Annotated in this window: 12 protein-coding genes and 1 pseudogene; 4 read left to right on the top strand and 9 right to left on the bottom strand. The window is 71.9% G+C overall.

Features of this window, described 5'->3' with window-relative positions; translation table 11 throughout:
* Positions 1-184: 184 nt before the first annotated feature.
* The 5 genes from ACIQMV_RS07245 to ACIQMV_RS07225 form a co-directional block, all read right to left on the bottom strand.
* Entirely contained in the window at positions 185-1372 is a 1188-nt protein-coding gene (locus tag ACIQMV_RS07245) for a hypothetical protein (protein WP_402591787.1), read from the bottom strand.
* Positions 1372-2166: a polysaccharide deacetylase family protein gene (locus ACIQMV_RS07240; protein WP_402591785.1), complete on the bottom strand. Its 795-nt coding sequence runs from the start codon at positions 2164-2166 to the stop codon at positions 1372-1374. Before ACIQMV_RS07240 ends, ACIQMV_RS07245 begins: the two co-directional genes overlap by 1 nt.
* Before the next feature lie 83 nt (positions 2167-2249).
* Positions 2250-2753, bottom strand: a complete 504-nt coding sequence (locus ACIQMV_RS07235) for an ATP-binding protein (RefSeq protein ID WP_402591783.1) — start codon at positions 2751-2753, stop codon at positions 2250-2252.
* A 272-nt stretch (positions 2754-3025) separates the two neighbouring features.
* Positions 3026-3793, bottom strand: coding sequence for an enoyl-CoA hydratase/isomerase family protein (locus ACIQMV_RS07230; RefSeq protein ID WP_141358193.1), 768 nt, complete (start codon positions 3791-3793; stop codon positions 3026-3028).
* 88 nt (positions 3794-3881) lie between these two features.
* Positions 3882-5126: an Ig-like domain-containing protein gene (locus ACIQMV_RS07225; RefSeq protein ID WP_402591780.1), complete on the bottom strand. Its 1245-nt coding sequence runs from the start codon at positions 5124-5126 to the stop codon at positions 3882-3884.
* Positions 5127-5676: 550 nt separating this feature from the next.
* Between ACIQMV_RS07225 and glgX the strand changes: the two genes are divergently transcribed.
* Positions 5677-7938: a glycogen debranching protein GlgX gene (glgX, locus tag ACIQMV_RS07220; RefSeq protein ID WP_402591778.1), complete on the top strand. Its 2262-nt coding sequence runs from the start codon at positions 5677-5679 to the stop codon at positions 7936-7938.
* Here glgX and ACIQMV_RS07215 read toward each other — a convergent pair.
* Positions 7922-8587 carry a response regulator gene (locus ACIQMV_RS07215; protein WP_402591776.1) on the bottom strand — a complete coding sequence of 222 codons (666 nt, stop codon included), beginning with the start codon at positions 8585-8587 and terminating at the stop codon, positions 7922-7924. The two genes, glgX and ACIQMV_RS07215, sit on opposite strands and share 17 nt — an antisense overlap.
* Positions 8577-9830 carry a sensor histidine kinase gene (locus tag ACIQMV_RS07210; protein WP_402591774.1) on the bottom strand — a complete coding sequence of 418 codons (1254 nt, stop codon included), beginning with the start codon at positions 9828-9830 and terminating at the stop codon, positions 8577-8579. The genes ACIQMV_RS07215 and ACIQMV_RS07210 overlap by 11 nt, the downstream gene beginning before the upstream one ends.
* A gap of 323 nt (positions 9831-10153) precedes the next feature.
* On the opposite strand from ACIQMV_RS07210, the pseudogene ACIQMV_RS07205 reads away from it, so the two are divergent.
* Positions 10154-10828: pseudogene (locus tag ACIQMV_RS07205) on the top strand (RNA-guided endonuclease InsQ/TnpB family protein); the annotation flags it as partial.
* Positions 10829-10862: 34 nt separating this feature from the next.
* On the opposite strand, the gene ACIQMV_RS07200 reads toward ACIQMV_RS07205, so the two are convergent.
* Positions 10863-11612, bottom strand: coding sequence for an ABC transporter permease (locus ACIQMV_RS07200; RefSeq protein WP_402591772.1), 750 nt, complete (start codon positions 11610-11612; stop codon positions 10863-10865).
* Complete coding sequence (locus ACIQMV_RS07195) at positions 11609-12511, bottom strand: ABC transporter ATP-binding protein (protein WP_402591770.1); 903 nt, start codon at positions 12509-12511, stop codon at positions 11609-11611. The genes ACIQMV_RS07200 and ACIQMV_RS07195 overlap by 4 nt, the downstream gene beginning before the upstream one ends.
* 208 nt (positions 12512-12719) lie before the next feature.
* Here ACIQMV_RS07195 and ACIQMV_RS07190 point away from each other — a divergent pair, with 208 nt between their 5' ends.
* Together ACIQMV_RS07190 and ACIQMV_RS07185 are read left to right on the top strand one after the other, a co-directional pair.
* On the top strand, positions 12720-14621 hold the full coding sequence (locus ACIQMV_RS07190; protein WP_402591768.1) for an ABC transporter ATP-binding protein: 1902 nt from the start codon (positions 12720-12722) through the stop codon (positions 14619-14621).
* Entirely contained in the window at positions 14618-16477 is a 1860-nt protein-coding gene (locus tag ACIQMV_RS07185) for an ABC transporter ATP-binding protein (protein ID WP_402591766.1), read from the top strand. Before ACIQMV_RS07190 ends, ACIQMV_RS07185 begins: the two co-directional genes overlap by 4 nt.
* The last annotated feature ends 20 nt before the right edge of the window (positions 16478-16497 follow it).

The raw sequence follows: 16497 nt of genomic DNA, 5'->3' as shown, positions 1-16497 counted from the left end.
GGGGGCGGTCGCGGCCGTGGGGGCGAGGACGGCGGAGAGGGACAGCGGGGCGGCGGTGGTCCGCCGCCGCGGACGAGTGGTGATCATGCGCAGCACGATCCCGGTTCCGCGGCGGCGGACGGCGGATCGTCACCCGGTCCCGGCGTGTCCAGGCCAGGTCCGACCGGTGCCAACCCGCCGCGGGTCAGCGGAAGATGCCCGTGTGACCCAGGGAGTAGCGGCCCGGCTGGGGGTACACCGCGAGGCCGTGCGGACCGTTGCCGACCTTGATGCGGGCGAGCTGGGCGCCGGTCCGGGTGTCGATGGCGTACACCTCGGAGTTGTAACGGCCCGACAGCCACAGCACCTTGCCGTCGGTGGAGACGCCGCCCATGTCGGGGCTGCCGCCCTGCGGAAGGTGCCACTTCTTGGTCAACCTGCCCTGGGCGAAGTCGAAGACGGAGATGGTGCCCTCGCCGCGGTTGGAGATGTACATCTCGCGGGAGTCGCGGCTGACGTACAGGCCGTGGGCGCCCTTGCCGGTGGGCAGGAAGCCCGGCTTGCCGAAGGTGTCGCCGTTCAGGACCCACAGCCCGTTGGCCACCATGTCGGCGACGTAGAACTTCTTGCCGTCGGGCGACATCTTCACGTCCTGCGGCATGGCGCCGCGGAAGTCCAGCTTCTGCTGTCCGACGACCTCCATCTTCGCGGTGTCGACCTTGAGCAGTTCGGCGCTGAACTCGCAGGAGACGATGAAGTAGCGGCCGTCCAGGGAGAAGTCGGCGTGGTTGACGCCGGAGCAGGTGACCGGGACCGCCTTGACCGTCTTCATGGTGTGCGCGTCGCGGAAGACGAGCTGGTGGTCCTTGGAGGCCATGACGACGGCGTACTTTCCGTCGGGCGTGAAGTAGAGGTTGTACGGGTCGTGCACGTCGACCGGCTTGCCCGCCTTGCCGGTTCTCGGGTCGATGGGGGTCAGGGAGTTGCCGAGGTCGTTGTTGACCCACAGCGTCTTCAGGTCCCAGGACGGCACGACGTGCTGGGGCTGGCGGCCCACCGGGATGGTCTCGATGACCTCGTACGTCTCGGGGTCGATGACCGTGACGGTGTTGGAGTTGGTGTTGGGGACGTAGACGCGGGACGGGAAGTCCTTGACCACCGGGGAGAGTTTGCCCGGGCGGTCGGCGGAGTAGACGTCGGTCGGGTCGAGGACCGGCGGCATGCCGGGCAGCACGTCGGCGACCTGCTGCTGCGTGGGCCGGGCGGGCTCCTTGCTGCCGAGGGGTTCGTCGGCGTGGTTCTTCGAGCCCCCGCCGGTGCAGGCGGACAGCGCGGTGAGCGCGAGGCAGGCGGCGCCGGCGGTGAGGGCCCGGGCGATGGAAGTGGGTGGCATCAGCTCAGCAGCTCCGTGGTGGTGACCGCGTGGAGGCCGCGGCGGTCGAGTTCTGTGAGTACGTCGGGGAGGGCGGTGACCGTGTCCGGGTATCCGAAGTGCAGGCTCACCACGGATCCGTTGCGGACCTCCGCCAGGACCTTGCGGGTGACGGCCGGGGCGCCGGGCCGGGTGTAGTCGAGCGAGTCGACGTCGTAGGACAGCACGTGCGGGTACCCGGCTGCCCGGGCCAGCCGCTGGACCAGCGAGGAGGCGGTCGGGGCGCGCGAGGGGCGGAACCAGGTGCCGATCGAGCCGGTGAGCCGCTTCAGCCGGTCCGCGCAGCCGGTGATCTCCGCGCGGGCGCCGGCCTCCGCCATGGCGTTGACGGCCACATGGTGCTGGGTGTGGTTGCCGAGGTCGTGGCCGCCGTCGAGGATCCGGCGGGCCAGCTGCGGATACTGGTCGAGCCAGGTGCCGACGGCGAGCACGGTGAGGCGGGCGCCGTGTTTCTCGGCCTCGGTGAGCAGGCTGCGGGCGATCTCGGGGTCGCCCTGGCCGTGGAAGGTGAGGGCGACGCGGGGCCGGTCGCGCGGGCCGTGGGTGATCTGCGCGGGCTGCCGGGGAAAGGGGCGCGGCGCGGGCGCGGCCTGCGGGGTGCCGGCGGGCGGGGACTCGGCGGCGGAGGCCGAGGATGCGGTGGCGGACGGGGCGGCGCCGGTGGAGGAACAGCCGGCGGCGAGCGCGCCCCCGGCGACGAGCCCGGCACCGGCCCGCAGCACGCCGCGGCGATCGGTCGTGGTCACCCGCACCATTTAAGAGGGGAACGGTAAGAAAACGGGCGATTCACACGTATTGATACGAGATGAGCGTACGTCAGCCACGATGGTTCGGGCGGTCAGCGGTCGGCCACGCGCATCTCGAACCATGTCGTCTTGCCCCGCGGCAGCAGGTCGACCCCCCAGCGGTCGGACAGCTTGTCGACGAGGAACAGGCCGCGCCCGCTGATGTCCAGCTCCTGCACGGGCATCAGGCAGGGCAGCCCTCGGGAGGGATCGCGGACCTCGACGCGGAGCCAGCCGCGGCGGCGGCGCATCCGCAGGCCGAAGATGCGGGCGCCGGTGTGCCGCACGGCGTTCCCGACGAGTTCGGAGACGAGCAGAACGGTGTCCTCGGCCAGTTTCGGGGACAGTCCCCACTGACGCAGGACGACGACCTGGGCGAGCCTGCGGGCGGTTGCGGCGGATTCGGGGCGAGACGGGAGCGGAACCTCGGACTCCGTCGGATTGCCGTACAACTCCAGCGCCTTGAGCGCCCGTTCGTCCTCGACCGCGGGCGACCAGCGCGCCGCGGTCGCACGTGACTGTTCCCGCGGCTGTTCGATGCCTTCCAGCCCCGCCATGCCCCCATCATGGCCGTCCGCGTCATCCCGCGGGGGCGTTCCGGCGGAATACGCCCCTCGGGGGATCTCGGCGCTCGGGATGCGAACGGCATATGCCGGTGGCACGTCGGGTCCGTCGGCGGCCCCGTTGACCTGGGCGGACGGATCGGTTGGAGGCAATCGACCGGCTCCCTCGGCAAGGCAGGCTCAAGGCTGGCTCAAGGCTGCCACAAACCGCCCGCCGAGGGGCGCGAATCAGACGTCACGTCAATTGCAGGGCCACGGGCGAGGATTCACAGGAACTTCGCCTTGCCGGGGCCCTCCTCGACGAAGCTGCGCATGCCGCGCTCGCGGTCCTCCGTGGCGAACAGGCCGGCGAACCAGTTGCGCTCGATGGCGAGCCCGGTCTCGAGGTCCGTCTCCAGGCCGGCGTCGATCGACTCCTTGGCGGCGCGCAGCGCGATCGCGGGTCCCTGTGCGAGCCGGGCGGCCCAGGCGTGCGCGGCCTCGTACACCTCGGCGGCCGGGACCACGCGGTCCACCAGGCCGAGCGCGAGGGCTTCGTCGGCCTTGACCTGACGGCCCGTGAAGATGAGGTCCTTGGCCCGGGAGGGACCGATCAGCCGGGACAGCCGCTGGGTGCCGCCCGCGCCGGGGATGAGGCCGAGCAGGATCTCCGGCTGGCCGAACTTGGCGTTGTCGGCGGCGATGCGGTAGTCCGCGCAGAGCGCGAGCTCGCAGCCGCCGCCCAGCGCGTAGCCCGTGACCGCGGCGACCACCGGCTTGGGGATGCGGGCCACGGCGGTGAAGGAGTCCTGCAGGGCGCGGGCCCGCACGACCATCGCCGCGTGGTCCATCACCTGCATCTCCTTGATGTCCGCGCCGGCCGCGAACACCTTCTCGCCGCCGTAGATCACCACGGCGCGCACGTCCTCGCGGCGGGTGGCCTCCTCGGCGAGTTCTTTGATCCGGTCCTGCGTCGCGACGTCGAGCGCGTTCATGGGCGGGCGGTCCAGGCGCAGCGTGCCGACGCCCTCGGCGACTTCCAGAGATACGGTCATGAGTGCAGGTTAACCGGCGCTAACGGCAACCCGCCCGGTGCGGTCGATCACACCGGGCGGAGCCGTCTGCGGAGCCGTCGGGAAAGGGTCAGGCCTTCCAGTCCTCCCAGGACATGTTCCAGCCGTTCATCCCGTTGTCCGGGGCGACGGTCCGGTCCTGGGAGTTCTTCACGACGACCACGTCGCCGACCATCGAGCGGTTGAAGAACCAGGCGGCCGGCACCCCGCTGTCGTAGCCGCCGCGCACGTCGCGCAGGCCGATGCAGCCGTGGCTGGCGTTGTAGTTGCCGAAGGCGCCGCCGCCCCAGTAGTTGCCGTGGATGAAGGTGCCGGAGGTGGTCAGGCGCATGGCGTGCGGGACGTCCTTGATGTCGTACTCGCCGCCGAAGCCGACCGTCTCGCCGTTCATGCGGGTCACCGTGAGCTTCTCGGTGATGACCATCTGGCCGTTCCAGGTGGCGGTGCCCGGCGCTCCCGCGGTGATGGGGAGGGTCTTGACGACCTTGCCCTCCCGCATGACCTTCATCGTGTGCTTCTTGGCGTCGACCACGGAGACCTGGTTGCGGCCGATGGTGAAGGAGACGGTCTTGGTCTGCTTGCCGTAGACGCCGGAGCGGCCCTCGACGCCGTCGAAGTTGAGCTTGACGGTGACCTTGGTGCCGGCCTTCCAGTACTGCTCGGGCCGGAAGTCGAGGCGGTCGTTGCCGAACCAGTGGCCGGCGACCTCGACGGCCGGCTCGGTCTTGATCTCGATCGCCTTCTCGACGGCCTTCGGGGCCGTGATGCCCCGGGTGAAGCGGAGCGAGAACGGCATTCCGACGCCGACGGTGGAGCCGTCCTCGGGAGTGAAGTAGCCGACGAAGGTGTTCTGCGGCGTCAGTGTGGTGAAGCTGGAGTCCTCGGCCGCCTCACGGCCCTCGGAGTCCTTGGCGAGGGCGTGCACCGTGTACTTGGTCGAGGCGGCCAGGTGGATGTCCGGGGTCCACGCGGAGCCGTCGGCGGATATCCGCCCGGCTATCGCGGTGCCCTTGGTGTCCTTGACGACGACCTGGGTCAGCTTGCCCTTGGTCGCAGCGACCTTGAGGGCGCCGCTGGTGTCGACGGACTTGGCGCCGTTCTCGGGCGCGATGGTCACGACCGCCTGCGACTGCTCGCTGCGGGCCGTCTCGGACCCCTTGCCCTTCCCCTCACTGGACGCCGGCCCCTGGGCGCCCCCTCCGCCGCACGCGGTGACGGCGAGAAGCAGCACGCCGGAGGCCAGCGCCAGCAGCCCCTTGCTTCCCCGTCGTCCTCGCGCATCCACCGACGCCCCCGATATCGGCCGCACGTTCACTTGTATTCCCCTCCCCGGGCCGGCCCGACCCGTACCCCAGCGCGCCGTACGCGCCCTGGCGCATATTAACCACAAGGTCAGAGGCGAGTTGTCAGGCAATTGTCACTGTTCCGTCCCAAGTTCAACAGCTCCCGTCAACGCCGCTCGTGCCTCGACGCCGGCCCCCGCTTGCCTACTTGACCGCGCCGCCCGTCATTCATTCCCCCTCGACGTCCTTCAGGTGCGGTTCGGCGGTGACTTGGGGCATGGGTCCGGAACTGGCGTGGAGGGCAGTCGAGTCGGGCCTCGCCGAACCGGTGCCGCCCACGTCGGTACGGCGGTCGGCGCCGCCCCGTGCGCCGTGCGCGCCCGCTTACGTGCCTCATGGGCCGCCCGATGACCGGCCCGCCCCCGGGAAACGTGAGTGCGAGGCAAGCTCTGGGCAGAACAGTGGGGAGAACCGCGCGACGGGGAGCCGCGACCGGGGGTCAGCCGCAGGGGGCGGGCCGGAGGCGGACACGAGCCGGAAGAGCCGCACAGAGCCGCACAGCCGAAAAGAGGGGCCGCCCTGGTGTCCAGCGCAGCCGAGCAGGAGGCGGTGGCGGGCGGGCGCGCCACCGAGGAGGGGCGGCCGTCCGCCGCCGTGAACGGCGCGCACCGCGCGGCGCCGCCCCCCGTCGTGCCCGTGTGGCCGGGTGCGCCGACGCCGCTGGGCGCCCGTTTCCGGGCCGGCCCGGACGGGGCGGCGGGCACCGGCTTCGCGCTGTGGGCGGGCGGGGCGGAGGCGGTCGAACTGTGCCTGTTCGACGGGCCGGGCCCGGACGCGGAGGAGACGAGGGTCGCGCTGACCGAGCTGACGCACGAGACCTGGCACGGTTTCGTGCCCGGCGTCGTGCCGGGGCAGCGCTACGGCTACCGGGTGCACGGCCGCTGGGACCCGTGGACGGGCGCCCGCTGGAACCCGGCGAAGCTGCTGCTCGACCCGTACGCGCGCGCGGTGGACGGTGAGTTCCGGCTGCCGCCGGAGGTCTACGGGCACGTGCGCGACTGGCCGGACCAGCAGGTCGCGGACACCGTGCGCGACGAGCGGGACTCGGCGCCGTACGTGCCCAAGGGCGTCGTGGTCCACGATGACGACGACTGGTCCGACGACCGCCGCCCCAGGACGCCGTGGGCGGACTCGGTGATCTACGAACTGCATGTGCGCGGCTTCACCAAGCTGCACCCGGGGATCCCCGGGGAGCTGCGGGGGACGTACGCCGGTCTCGCCCACCCGGCGGCGATCGAGCACCTGGTGAAGCTGGGCGTGACGGCGGTGGAGCTGCTGCCGGTGCACCAGTTCGCGCACGAGGACCATCTGCTGCGCCGCGGCCTGCGCAACTACTGGGGCTACAACTCGATCGGCTACTTCGCCCCGCACGCCGGCTACGCCTCCTCCGGCACCGCGGGGGCCCAGGTGGGCGAGTTCAAGCGGATGGTGCGCGCGCTGCACGCGGCCGGGATCGAGGTGATCCTCGACGTGGTCTACAACCACACGGCGGAGGCCGGCGAGTACGGCCCGACACTGTCCCTGAAGGGCATCGACAACCAGCGTTACTACCGCCTCCAGCCGGACGCCCGCAGGTACGCCGACTACACCGGCTGCGGCAACACCCTGCACGTGGTCCAGCCGAACGTGCTGCGCCTGATCACCGACTCGCTGCGGTACTGGGTGACGGAGATGGGCGTGGACGGCTTCCGCTTCGACCTCGCCGCCGCGCTGGCCCGCGCCATGCACGACGTCGACATGCTCTCGCCGTTCCTCGCGGTCATCGCGCAGGACCCGGTGCTGCGCCGGGTCAAGCTGATCGCCGAGCCGTGGGACGTCGGCTCGGGCGGCTACCAGGTGGGCGCCTTCCCGCCGCTGTGGACGGAGTGGAACGACCGCTACCGCGACACGGTGCGGGACTTCTGGCGGCACGCGCTGCCGGACGTGCGGGAGATGGGCTACCGGCTGTCGGGTTCCAGCGACCTGTACGCCTGGGGCGGCCGCCGCCCCTACGCCTCCGTCAACTTCGTCACCTCGCACGACGGTTTCACCCTGCGCGACCTGGTGTCCTACGAGCGCAAGCACAACGAGGCCAACGGCGAGGGCAACCGGGACGGCACCGACGACAACCGCTCCTGGAACTGCGGGGCGGAGGGCGAGACGGACGACGAGCGGGTGCGGGCGCTGCGGCGCGGGCAGCTGCGCAACCTCATGACCACCCTGCTGCTGTCGACGGGTGTGCCGATGCTGGTCGCGGGCGACGAGCTGGGACACACCCAGGGCGGCAACAACAACGCCTACTGCCAGGACAACGAGACCGGCTGGCTGGACTGGAGCCTGCTGGAGGACCCCGGCTGGCGGGAACTGGCGGAGCTGACCGCCCGTCTGATCGCGCTGCGCCACCGGCATCCGGTACTGCGCCGCCGCGCGTTCTTCTCGGGGCGCGCGCACTCGGCGGACGGGCTGCGGGACCTGGCCTGGTTCACCCCGTGCGGCACGGAGATGACGGAAGGGGACTGGTACGCCCCCGCGGCCACCCTGGGGATGTACCTGTCCGGCCGGGACATCCCGGGCCGCGACGAGCGCGGTGACCCGATCGTCGACGACAGCTTCCTGGTGGTGCTGCACGCCGGGGACCGCCCGGTGGACTTCGTCCTGCCGGGACCGCCGTGGGCCCAGCGGTACGAGGTGATCGTGGACACCTCGTGCGAGGAGCAGGCTCGGGCGCCGGGCGTGGCGCACGCCTCGGGCGCCGCGATCACGGTGCCGGCGAGGTCCGTACTCCTGCTCAGGGTGGCGGAATAGAGAGGTCCCGGCCGAGGATGCCCCGGTCGTACGCGACCGCGACCGCCGCCGCGCGGTCCTTGACGCCGAGCTTGGCGTACAGGTGGGTGAGGTGGGTCTTCACGGTGGCCTCGCTGATGAACAGCTCGCGGGCGATCTCCCGGTTGGAGGTGCCCTTGGCGACCAGGGCCAGCACCTCGCGCTCGCGGGCGGACAGCGGCTCGTTGCCGGGGGCGGGCGCGCGGACCGCGGAGACCAGCCGGGAGGCGACGGCCGGGGAGAGGACCGTACGGCCCAGCGCGGCGGCGCGGACGGCGGTGAACAGCTCGTCGCGCGGGGCGTCCTTGAGCAGGTAGCCGGTCGCGCCCGCCTCGATCGCGGGCAGGGTGTCGGAGTCGGTGTCGTACGTCGTCAGGACCAGCACCTTGGCGCGGGCGGCGCGGCGGGTCAGCTCGCGGATGGCGTCCACGCCCGAGCCGCCCGGCATGCGCAGGTCCATCAGGATCACGTCCGGGTCGAGCGCCGCAGCCCGCTCCAGGGCCTCCACGCCGCCCGACGCCTCGCCGAGGACGGTGAATCCGGGCGCGGACTCGAACATGCCGCGCAGGCCGTCGCGCACGACGGGATGGTCGTCGACGATCAGCAGGGAGATCACGGCGTCATCGGTCATGGCGTACCAACGGTACGCGAGCGGAGACCGCGGTGCCGTGCCCCGGCTCCGACTCGACCGTGACGGAGCCCGCGATGCGCTCGGCGCGGGCGCGCATGCCGTCGAGGCCGAAGCCGCCGGCGCGGGTGCGTTCGGGCACGACGAGGGGGTCGAAGCCGTGGCCGTCGTCGCGGATGTCGAGCACGACCTCGTCGCCCATGAAGGACAGGGTGACGCCGACGCGGGAGGCGCCGGCGTGACGGGCGGCGTTGGACAGGGCCTCCTGGGTGATGCGCAGCAGGGTGGCCGCGACTTCGTCGTGCAGTTGCTCGGCGGTGCCGGTGACGGTGGAGTCGGCCCGCACGCCAACGCGTTCGCCCCAATCGGCGACGGTCCGCTTGAGCGCCTCGGGCAGGCCGTTGCCGTCGAGGGCCATGGGGGCGAGGTTGTGCACGGAGCGGCGGGCCTCGCCCAGGCTGTGCCGGGCGAGGCCGAGGGCGCGGTCGACGTGCTCGCGCGCCACGGCCTCGTCCGGTGTGCCGGCGACGACCTGGAGCTGGGCGATGATGCCGGTCAGGCCCTGGGCGAGGGTGTCGTGGATCTCGGCGGCCAGCCGCCGGCGCTCGTCGGCGACCCCGGCCTCGCGGGCCTGGACGAGGAGTTGGGCGTGCAGAGCGGCGTTCTCGTCGAGGACCTGCTGCAACGCCGTGTTGGTGCGCTCCAGTTCGGCGATGGTGTCAGCCTGGGCCCGGGCCCGGCCGTCCTCCAGCGCGGCAAGGTGGGCGAACAGCGTGAGCAGCATGATGTTCACCGCGAGGAGGACCCCGAAGAAGACCCAGCCCATCTGCCCGCGCGGGGGCAGTCCGCCCGACTGGGAGCCTGCGACGGTCACGGCCGTGGCGAACAGGCCTGCCTTGCACAGCCGTTGCGGCAGCAGCCGTTCGGCACCGAAGTAGCCCATGTAGGCGTAGAAGGCGAACAGCGGGTTCAGCCATGTGAGCGTGAAGGCGAGCGCCCAGCGCAGGACGTAGTAGGCGGCGCTCGCCTTCGACGGGCCGGGCCGGGCACGGGAGGCCCGCCCCCAGCACAGCTCCAGGGCGAAGGCCGCCACGACCACGCCGACGGCGGCGTACCGCTTCTCGCTCGTCATGCCGACCGCGTCGGCGGCCGCCGAGGCGACCAGGGTGCCGACGGTCAGCAACCCGGCCGGCCCCCAGCGGTGGAACATCGCCCACCGCTGTTCGACCGCCTCTTTGCCGTTCATCCGACAAGTGTCGGGCATGGCGGACACCATCCCGCTTACTTGCTCTCTTGCGAGGAGAGTCCGGCGTTCACGCCGAGTGGGAATCACATCCTGTGACAGCGGCGCGGAGCGCCCTGACGGCCTGCCCGGCGGAGCCGGGCGAACGCGAACACGTGTACTGGTGTTCGCCGATCGGGGTGATCGCATCGGGAGGGGGGTGCGGTTGTTCGGGTGTCGTGCGTACGGTCGCATGGTGGGTGCCGGGTGATCGGGACAAGGCCTGGGGGGAGGCATGGCGGCGGTGCGGGAGACCGACGGGGGCGGACACGCCCGGTACACGTACCTCGTTCGTCGTCCCCGCCCTGCTGGAGCCGCTCCCGTCGACCGGTGCGGTGATCGGAATCGACTGGGGCGTCAAGGAGACAGCCACCACCACCTCCTACGCCCACGACCTCCCCCACGCTCAGCTCGGCCCGAAGTCCCGGGCCGAGCTGGGCCGGTACGACCGGATGATGGCCCGCCGCAGGTCGAAGAAGGGGCAGGCCGCTTCGAAGGGCTACCGGGAGGCGAAGAGGGGGCGGGCCAAGACCTACGCGAAGATCGCCCGGCAGCGGCAGGACACCGCCCGTGAGTGGGCGAAGAAGGTCGTGCGCGACCACGACGCGATCGCGGTGGAGGACTTCCGGCCCAAGTTCCTCGCCCGGACGTCGATGGCCCGCAAGGCGGCCGACGCCGCGATCGGCGCCACCAAGCAGGCCCTGATCGAGATGGGCCGCAAACACGCGCGGGACGTACGCCTGGTGCATCCCGCGCACACCACCATGGACTGCGGAACGTGCGGAGCGAGAACCAAGCACGCACTGCCGCTGTCGGAACGCACCTACACCTGCACCGCGTGCGGAGCCGCCTGTCCCAGGGACAAGAACTCCGCCCGCGTGATGCTCGTCCGGGCAGGTCTGGACCCGGCTGGTGTCGAGGGCACAAGACCTCCTGGAGCGCTGCTCCAGGAGGCGGCCTGAGCCAGGAATCCCCTCCCTTCAGAGAGGGGAGCAGTCAATCCCAGCGGAACCAGCGGTTGGCCGCCGCGGTCAGCAGCGCCGCCCACGCTGCCGTCACCCCCAGGTGGGACCAGCCCGGCCAGTGGCCCTCCGCCGCCTGGTTCAGGGCCTGGGCGGCGGCGCCGAACGGGGTCCAGCCGACGATCCGGGCGAGCAGGTCCGGCATGGCCTGCACCGGCAGCCACACGCCCGCGCAGAACATCATCGGGAAGAGCGCCGCGGACCCGATCGCGCCCGCGATCCTCGTGGTGCGGGACAACGCCGAGATGACCGCGCCCAGGGCGAGCGCGGCGAACACCGCCAGCAGCAGGGCGACGACGTAGCCGAAGGGCTGCCTCGGCAGGGTCACGTCGAAGGCGAGCCGGCCGACGGTGAGCGAGAGCAGCGCCGAGGCCAGGGCCGCGCCCCCGAACACCACCATGTGCGCGGACAGCAGGGCGGCGGGCCGGACCGGGGTGGTGGACATCCGGCGCAGGATGCCGCGTTCACGGTAGCCGGTGAGGACCTGCGGCATGCCCTGGAGCCCGCCGAGGATCAGTCCGAGCAGCACCGCGACCGGCACGTAGGCGTCGATGGGGCGCAGGCCCGCGAAGGACGGGTCGGCCTCCCGGAAGGACGGGATGGAGCCGAGGATCACCAGGAGCAGGGTGGGGAACAGCAGGATCCAGAAGATCGCGCCGGGCTCGCGGCCGAACAGGCGGATCTCGGCGCGCAGTACGGCCGGGTTGACCAGGGTGTTGCTCATGCCTCGACCTCCGTCAGATCCAGGAAGGCGTCGTCGAGTGTGGCGTCGGTGACGCGGAGTTGATGGGCCGTGATGTGGTGGCGGGCGAGCAGCGTGATGACGGCGTTGACGGTCTCGTCGGTCCCGGAGAGGGTGATCCGGCCGTCCTTGCGGGCGATGGAGGCGAGTTCGGGCAGCGCGTTCAGATCACGGTCGTCCAGGGGCGCGGACGGGGTGAAGCTGATGACGGTGGCACCGGCCGAGCGCCGGATCAGGCCCTGCGGGGTGTCCAGGGCGGCGATCCGTCCCCGGTCGATCACGGCGATCCGGTCGCACAGCCGCTGCGCCTCCTCCATGAAGTGGGTGACCAGGAGGATGGTGACGCCGCGGGCCCGGACGTCCTCGATGAGCTGCCAGGTGTCGCGGCGGGCGCGCGGGTCGAGCCCGGTGGTCAGCTCGTCGAGCACGACGATCCGGGGGTTGCCGATGAGGGCGAGCGCGATGAACAGCCGCTGCTTCTGGCCGCCGGAGAGCTTGGCGAAGCGGGTGGTGAGCTTCTGCTCCAGGCCGAGGCGTTCGGCCAGCGGCCGCCAGTCGGCCGGATCGGGGTAGAAGGACGCGTACAGCTGAAGCGCCTCGCGGACGGTGAGCTTGGCCTGCAACTCGCTCTGCTGGAGCTGGGCCCCGAGCACACGGGCGACCTGTTCGTGGTCCGCGACGGGGTCGAGGCCGGTGACGCGGACGCGGCCCGCGTCGGGGACGCGCAGGCCCTCGACGCACTCGACGGTGGTGGTCTTGCCGGCGCCGTTCGGGCCGAGGACGCCGAAGATCTCGCCCTCCTCGACGGCGAAGGAGACGCCGTCGACGACGGTCCGGCCGCCGTAGGACTTGCGCAGTTCGCTGACTTCGATGACGGACATGGCTCGAGAATCCCGGCCGACGGGGCCCGCGCACATCGCCCGGCACGCTCGAAGCCGCATCAGCCGATCGGTTGATGCGGCGCTACGACCGGACCGGTCCCAGCGTGGGTCCCGCGGTCGAACACGCAGGTCGTAGGACCAGCGGCGGAGTCCGGTCCGGCCAAAACTCGCTGGGAGATGTCGGCGCCGGTCCGTAGGCTCGCCCGTGATGCCCACGACACCTGACACCCCCGAGGACCGCACCGGCTCCCCCGGTCCGACCGGCCGTTCGGCCGTCCGTGCGCTGCTGCGCCTGTGGCCGTATGTACGGCCGGTCCGCGTACGGCTGTTCACCGCCGCGTTCATCGCGGTCGTCGCCTCCTGCGTGGGGCTGGTGATCCCGCTCGTCCTGAAGTGGATGGTGGACGGGCCGATCGCCGACCGGGATCCGCGCGGCGTGTGGCTCGGGGCGCTGTACCTGCTGCTGCTCGGGGTGGGCGAGGCGCTGCTGTTCGGGCTGCGGCGGTGGCTGGTGGCGCGGCCGCTGTCGAACGTCGAGGCGGAGATGCGGGCGGACCTGTACCGGCATCTGCAACGGCTGCCGGTCGCCTTCCACGACCGGTGGGCGTCCGGGCAGTTGCTGTCCCGGGGTACGACGGACCTGATGCTGCTGCGCATGTTCCTCGCCTTCCCGTTGACGTTCCTGCTGGTCAACGGGGTGACGATCCTCGTGGGCGTGGTCATCATGCTGATGCAGGACTGGACGCTGGGGCTGGTGATGCTGGCGCCCGCCGTGCCGCTGATCGCGTTGAGCGCGGTCTTCGAGAAGCGGTACGCGCATGTGGCGCGGCTGGCGCAGGACCAGGTCGGGGACCTGACGACGGTGGTCGAGGAGAGCGTGCTCGGCATCCGCGTCATCAAGGGGTTCGGCAGGCACCGCAGTCAGGCGCGAGCCTTCCGCGACCTGTCGCGGACGCTGCGGGGCACGGAGCTGCACAAGGCCCGGCTGCTGGCGGCCATCTGGGCGGTCATCATGACCCTGCCGGAGGTGGCCATCGGGGCCACGCTGGTGGTGGGCGCGGTGCAGGTCGCCTCGGGCGGTCTCTCGGCGGGGACGCTGGTCGCCTTCCTGTCCACGGCGCTCGCCCTGCGCTGGCCGGTGGAGTCGATCGGCTTCCTGCTGGCGATGAGCCAGGAGGCGGCGACGGCGACCGAGCGGTACTTCGAAGTGATGGACGAGGAACCGGAGTCCGGGGAGCCGGCGGTGCGCGCGGCGCGTACGCCCGTGCCGGGCGGCGGCTCGCGCGGCCCGGCGTCGCCGGACCGGGCGCGCGAAGGGCTCCGCTTCGACAACGTCCGGTTCCGTTACCCCGACGCCCCGCCCGGCTCCCGGCCCCTCCTGGACCGTATCGACCTGCACATCCGCCCCGGTGAGTCGATGGCCCTGGTCGGGGCGACCGGAAGCGGCAAGACGACCCTGACGGCGCTCGTCCCCCGCCTCCACGAGGTGACCTCGGGCCGGATCACGCTGGACGGCGAGGACATCACCGCGATGTCCCGCGAGGAACTGCGCTCGATGGTCGCGGTGGCCTTCGAGGAGCCGACCCTGTTCTCGGCGAGCGTCGGCGACAACGTCCTGATGGGCACCGACGGCAGCGCCGGGGACGCCGAACTGGACCGCGCGCTGTCCGTCGCCCAGGCCGGCTTCGCGCACGCCCTCCCCCAGGGCACCGCGACCCAGGTGGGCGAGCAGGGCCTCAGCCTCTCCGGCGGCCAGCGGCAGCGCCTCGCGCTGGCCCGTGCCGTCGTCGGGCGGCCCCGGTTCCTGATCCTGGACGACCCGCTGTCCGCCCTGGACGTGCACACCGAGGCGGCCGTGGAGGCGGCCCTGCGCCAGGTCCTGTCCGACACCACCGCCCTGATCGTGGCGCACCGCCCCTCCACGGTCCTGCTCGCCGACCGGGTCGCCCTGCTCTCCGACGGCCGGATCACCGCCGTGGGCGCCCACCACGAACTGCTGCGCGCCAACGCCGAGTACGCCCACCTGATGTCGGGCGGACACGCGCCGGAAGAGCCACAAGGACCGGGAGAACCGGGAGAACCGCAAGAAGAAGAGGACGACGAGCGATGACGGCCGCCACGAAGCCCGTACCGGCCACCGGGGACGAGCAGGACCCGCCGCGCCCCGAGGACACCGGCGACCCCTTCGACCGCGACGTCCTGCCCACTCCCCCGGGCGCCACCTCCGCCCTGCTGCGCTCCCTGCTCGCGCCCATGAAGGCCCGGGTCGCCGGCACCACGCTCCTGCTGCTGCTCCAGCAGGCGGCCGTGCAGGCGGGCCCGCTGCTGGTGGCGTACGCGATCGACGCCGCCGTACCGGCGTTCCGCGACCACGACCGCGGCCCGCTGGTCGCGGTGGCGGTCGGCTATCTGCTGTGCGCGCTCGCCTCCGGCGCACTCCAGTGGGCGTTCGTCATCGCCTCGGCCCGGGTCAGCCAGGACGTGCTGCTGGATCTGCGGGGCCGGATCTTCCGCCATGGGCAAGCGCTCAGCGTGGACTTCCACGAGCGCTACACCTCGGGCCGGCTCATCTCCCGCTCCACCACGGACGTGGAGTCGCTGCGCGAACTGCTCGGCGAGGGGCTCGACGAACTCGTCTCGGTCGTGCTGTCCTTCGTCTGCATCTCGGCGATGCTGCTGTGGCTGGACCTGGGGCTCGGCGCGGTGGCGGTGGCGTCCTTCGTGCCGCTGTACCTGCTGATCCGGGCGTACCGGCGGCGGGCGGGGCGGGTGTTCCAGGAGCGGTCGACCGCGATCGCCGCGGTGATCGTGAAGTTCGTGGAGACGATGAACGGCATCCGGCCGGTGCGCGCGTTCCGCCGTGAGGCCGCCAACGACGTCGGTTTCCGCGTCCTGAACCGGCGCCATGAGCGCACCAACGGCGACGCCCTGCTGGAGATGGCCCGCTATGTCGTCGGCTCCCGGCTGGTGGCCAACACGACGGTCGCGGTGATCGTGCTGTGGGGCGCCTACCGGGTGGCGGACGGCTCGCTGGAGCTGGGGGTGCTGGCGGCGGCGGTGCTGTACCTGCGCCGGCTGTACGACCCGATCGACCGGCTCGGCATGTTCCTCAACTCCTACGAGTCGGCGGCCGCCTCGCTGGAGAAGATCGCGGGTTTGCTGGCGCAGACGCCGTCCGTGCCCGAGCCGCCGGCCCCCCGGCCGCTCCCGGCGCCGAGGTCGGAGCTGCCCGGCCGCGAGGTGGTCTTCGACGGGGTCGGCTTCGGCTACCGCACCGGCGGCGAGGTGCTGCCCCGCTTCGAGCTGGTCGTTCCGGCCGGGCAGACCGTCGCCGTGGTCGGCTCCACCGGCGCGGGCAAGTCCACCCTGGCCAAGCTGCTGGCCCGCTTCTACGACCCCTCAGCGGGGCGGGTGCTGCTCGACGGGGTGGACCTGCGTGAACTCGCCGTGTCCGAACTGCGGCGCGGGGTGGTCATGGTGACGCAGGAGGCCTTCCTGTTCTCCGGCACGGTCGCGGAGAACATCGCCATCGGCCGCCCGGAGGCCACCCGTGAGGAGATCGAGCAGGCGGCGAAGGCGATCGGCGCGCACGACTTCATCAGCGCCCTGCCCGACGGCTACGACACGGACGTACGCAAGCGGGGCGGCCGCATCTCCGCGGGCCAGCGTCAACTGGTCTCCTTCGCACGGGCGTTGCTCGCCGACCCGGCGGTGCTCATCCTCGACGAGGCGACCAGCTCCCTGGACATCCCGGGCGAGCGGGCGGTGCAGACGGCGATGACCACGGTGCTGCGGGGGCGTACGGCCGTGGTGATCGCCCACCGGCTGTCCACCGTGGAGATCGCCGACCGGGTGCTCGTGATGGAAAGCGGGCGCATCGTCGAGGACGGCAGCCCGGACCAACTGATCGCGGGCACCGGGCGGTTCTCGGATCTGCACCGAGCCTGGCGGGACAGCCTTGCGTGAGCGAACGGGGAATCGGGCAG

The organism is Streptomyces sp. NPDC091412, from assembly GCF_044756885.1.
GTDB lineage: Bacteria > Actinomycetota > Actinomycetes > Streptomycetales > Streptomycetaceae > Streptomyces.
The sequence above is the reverse complement of the archived record's forward strand: the minus strand, read 5'-3'. Positions and strand labels throughout refer to the sequence as shown.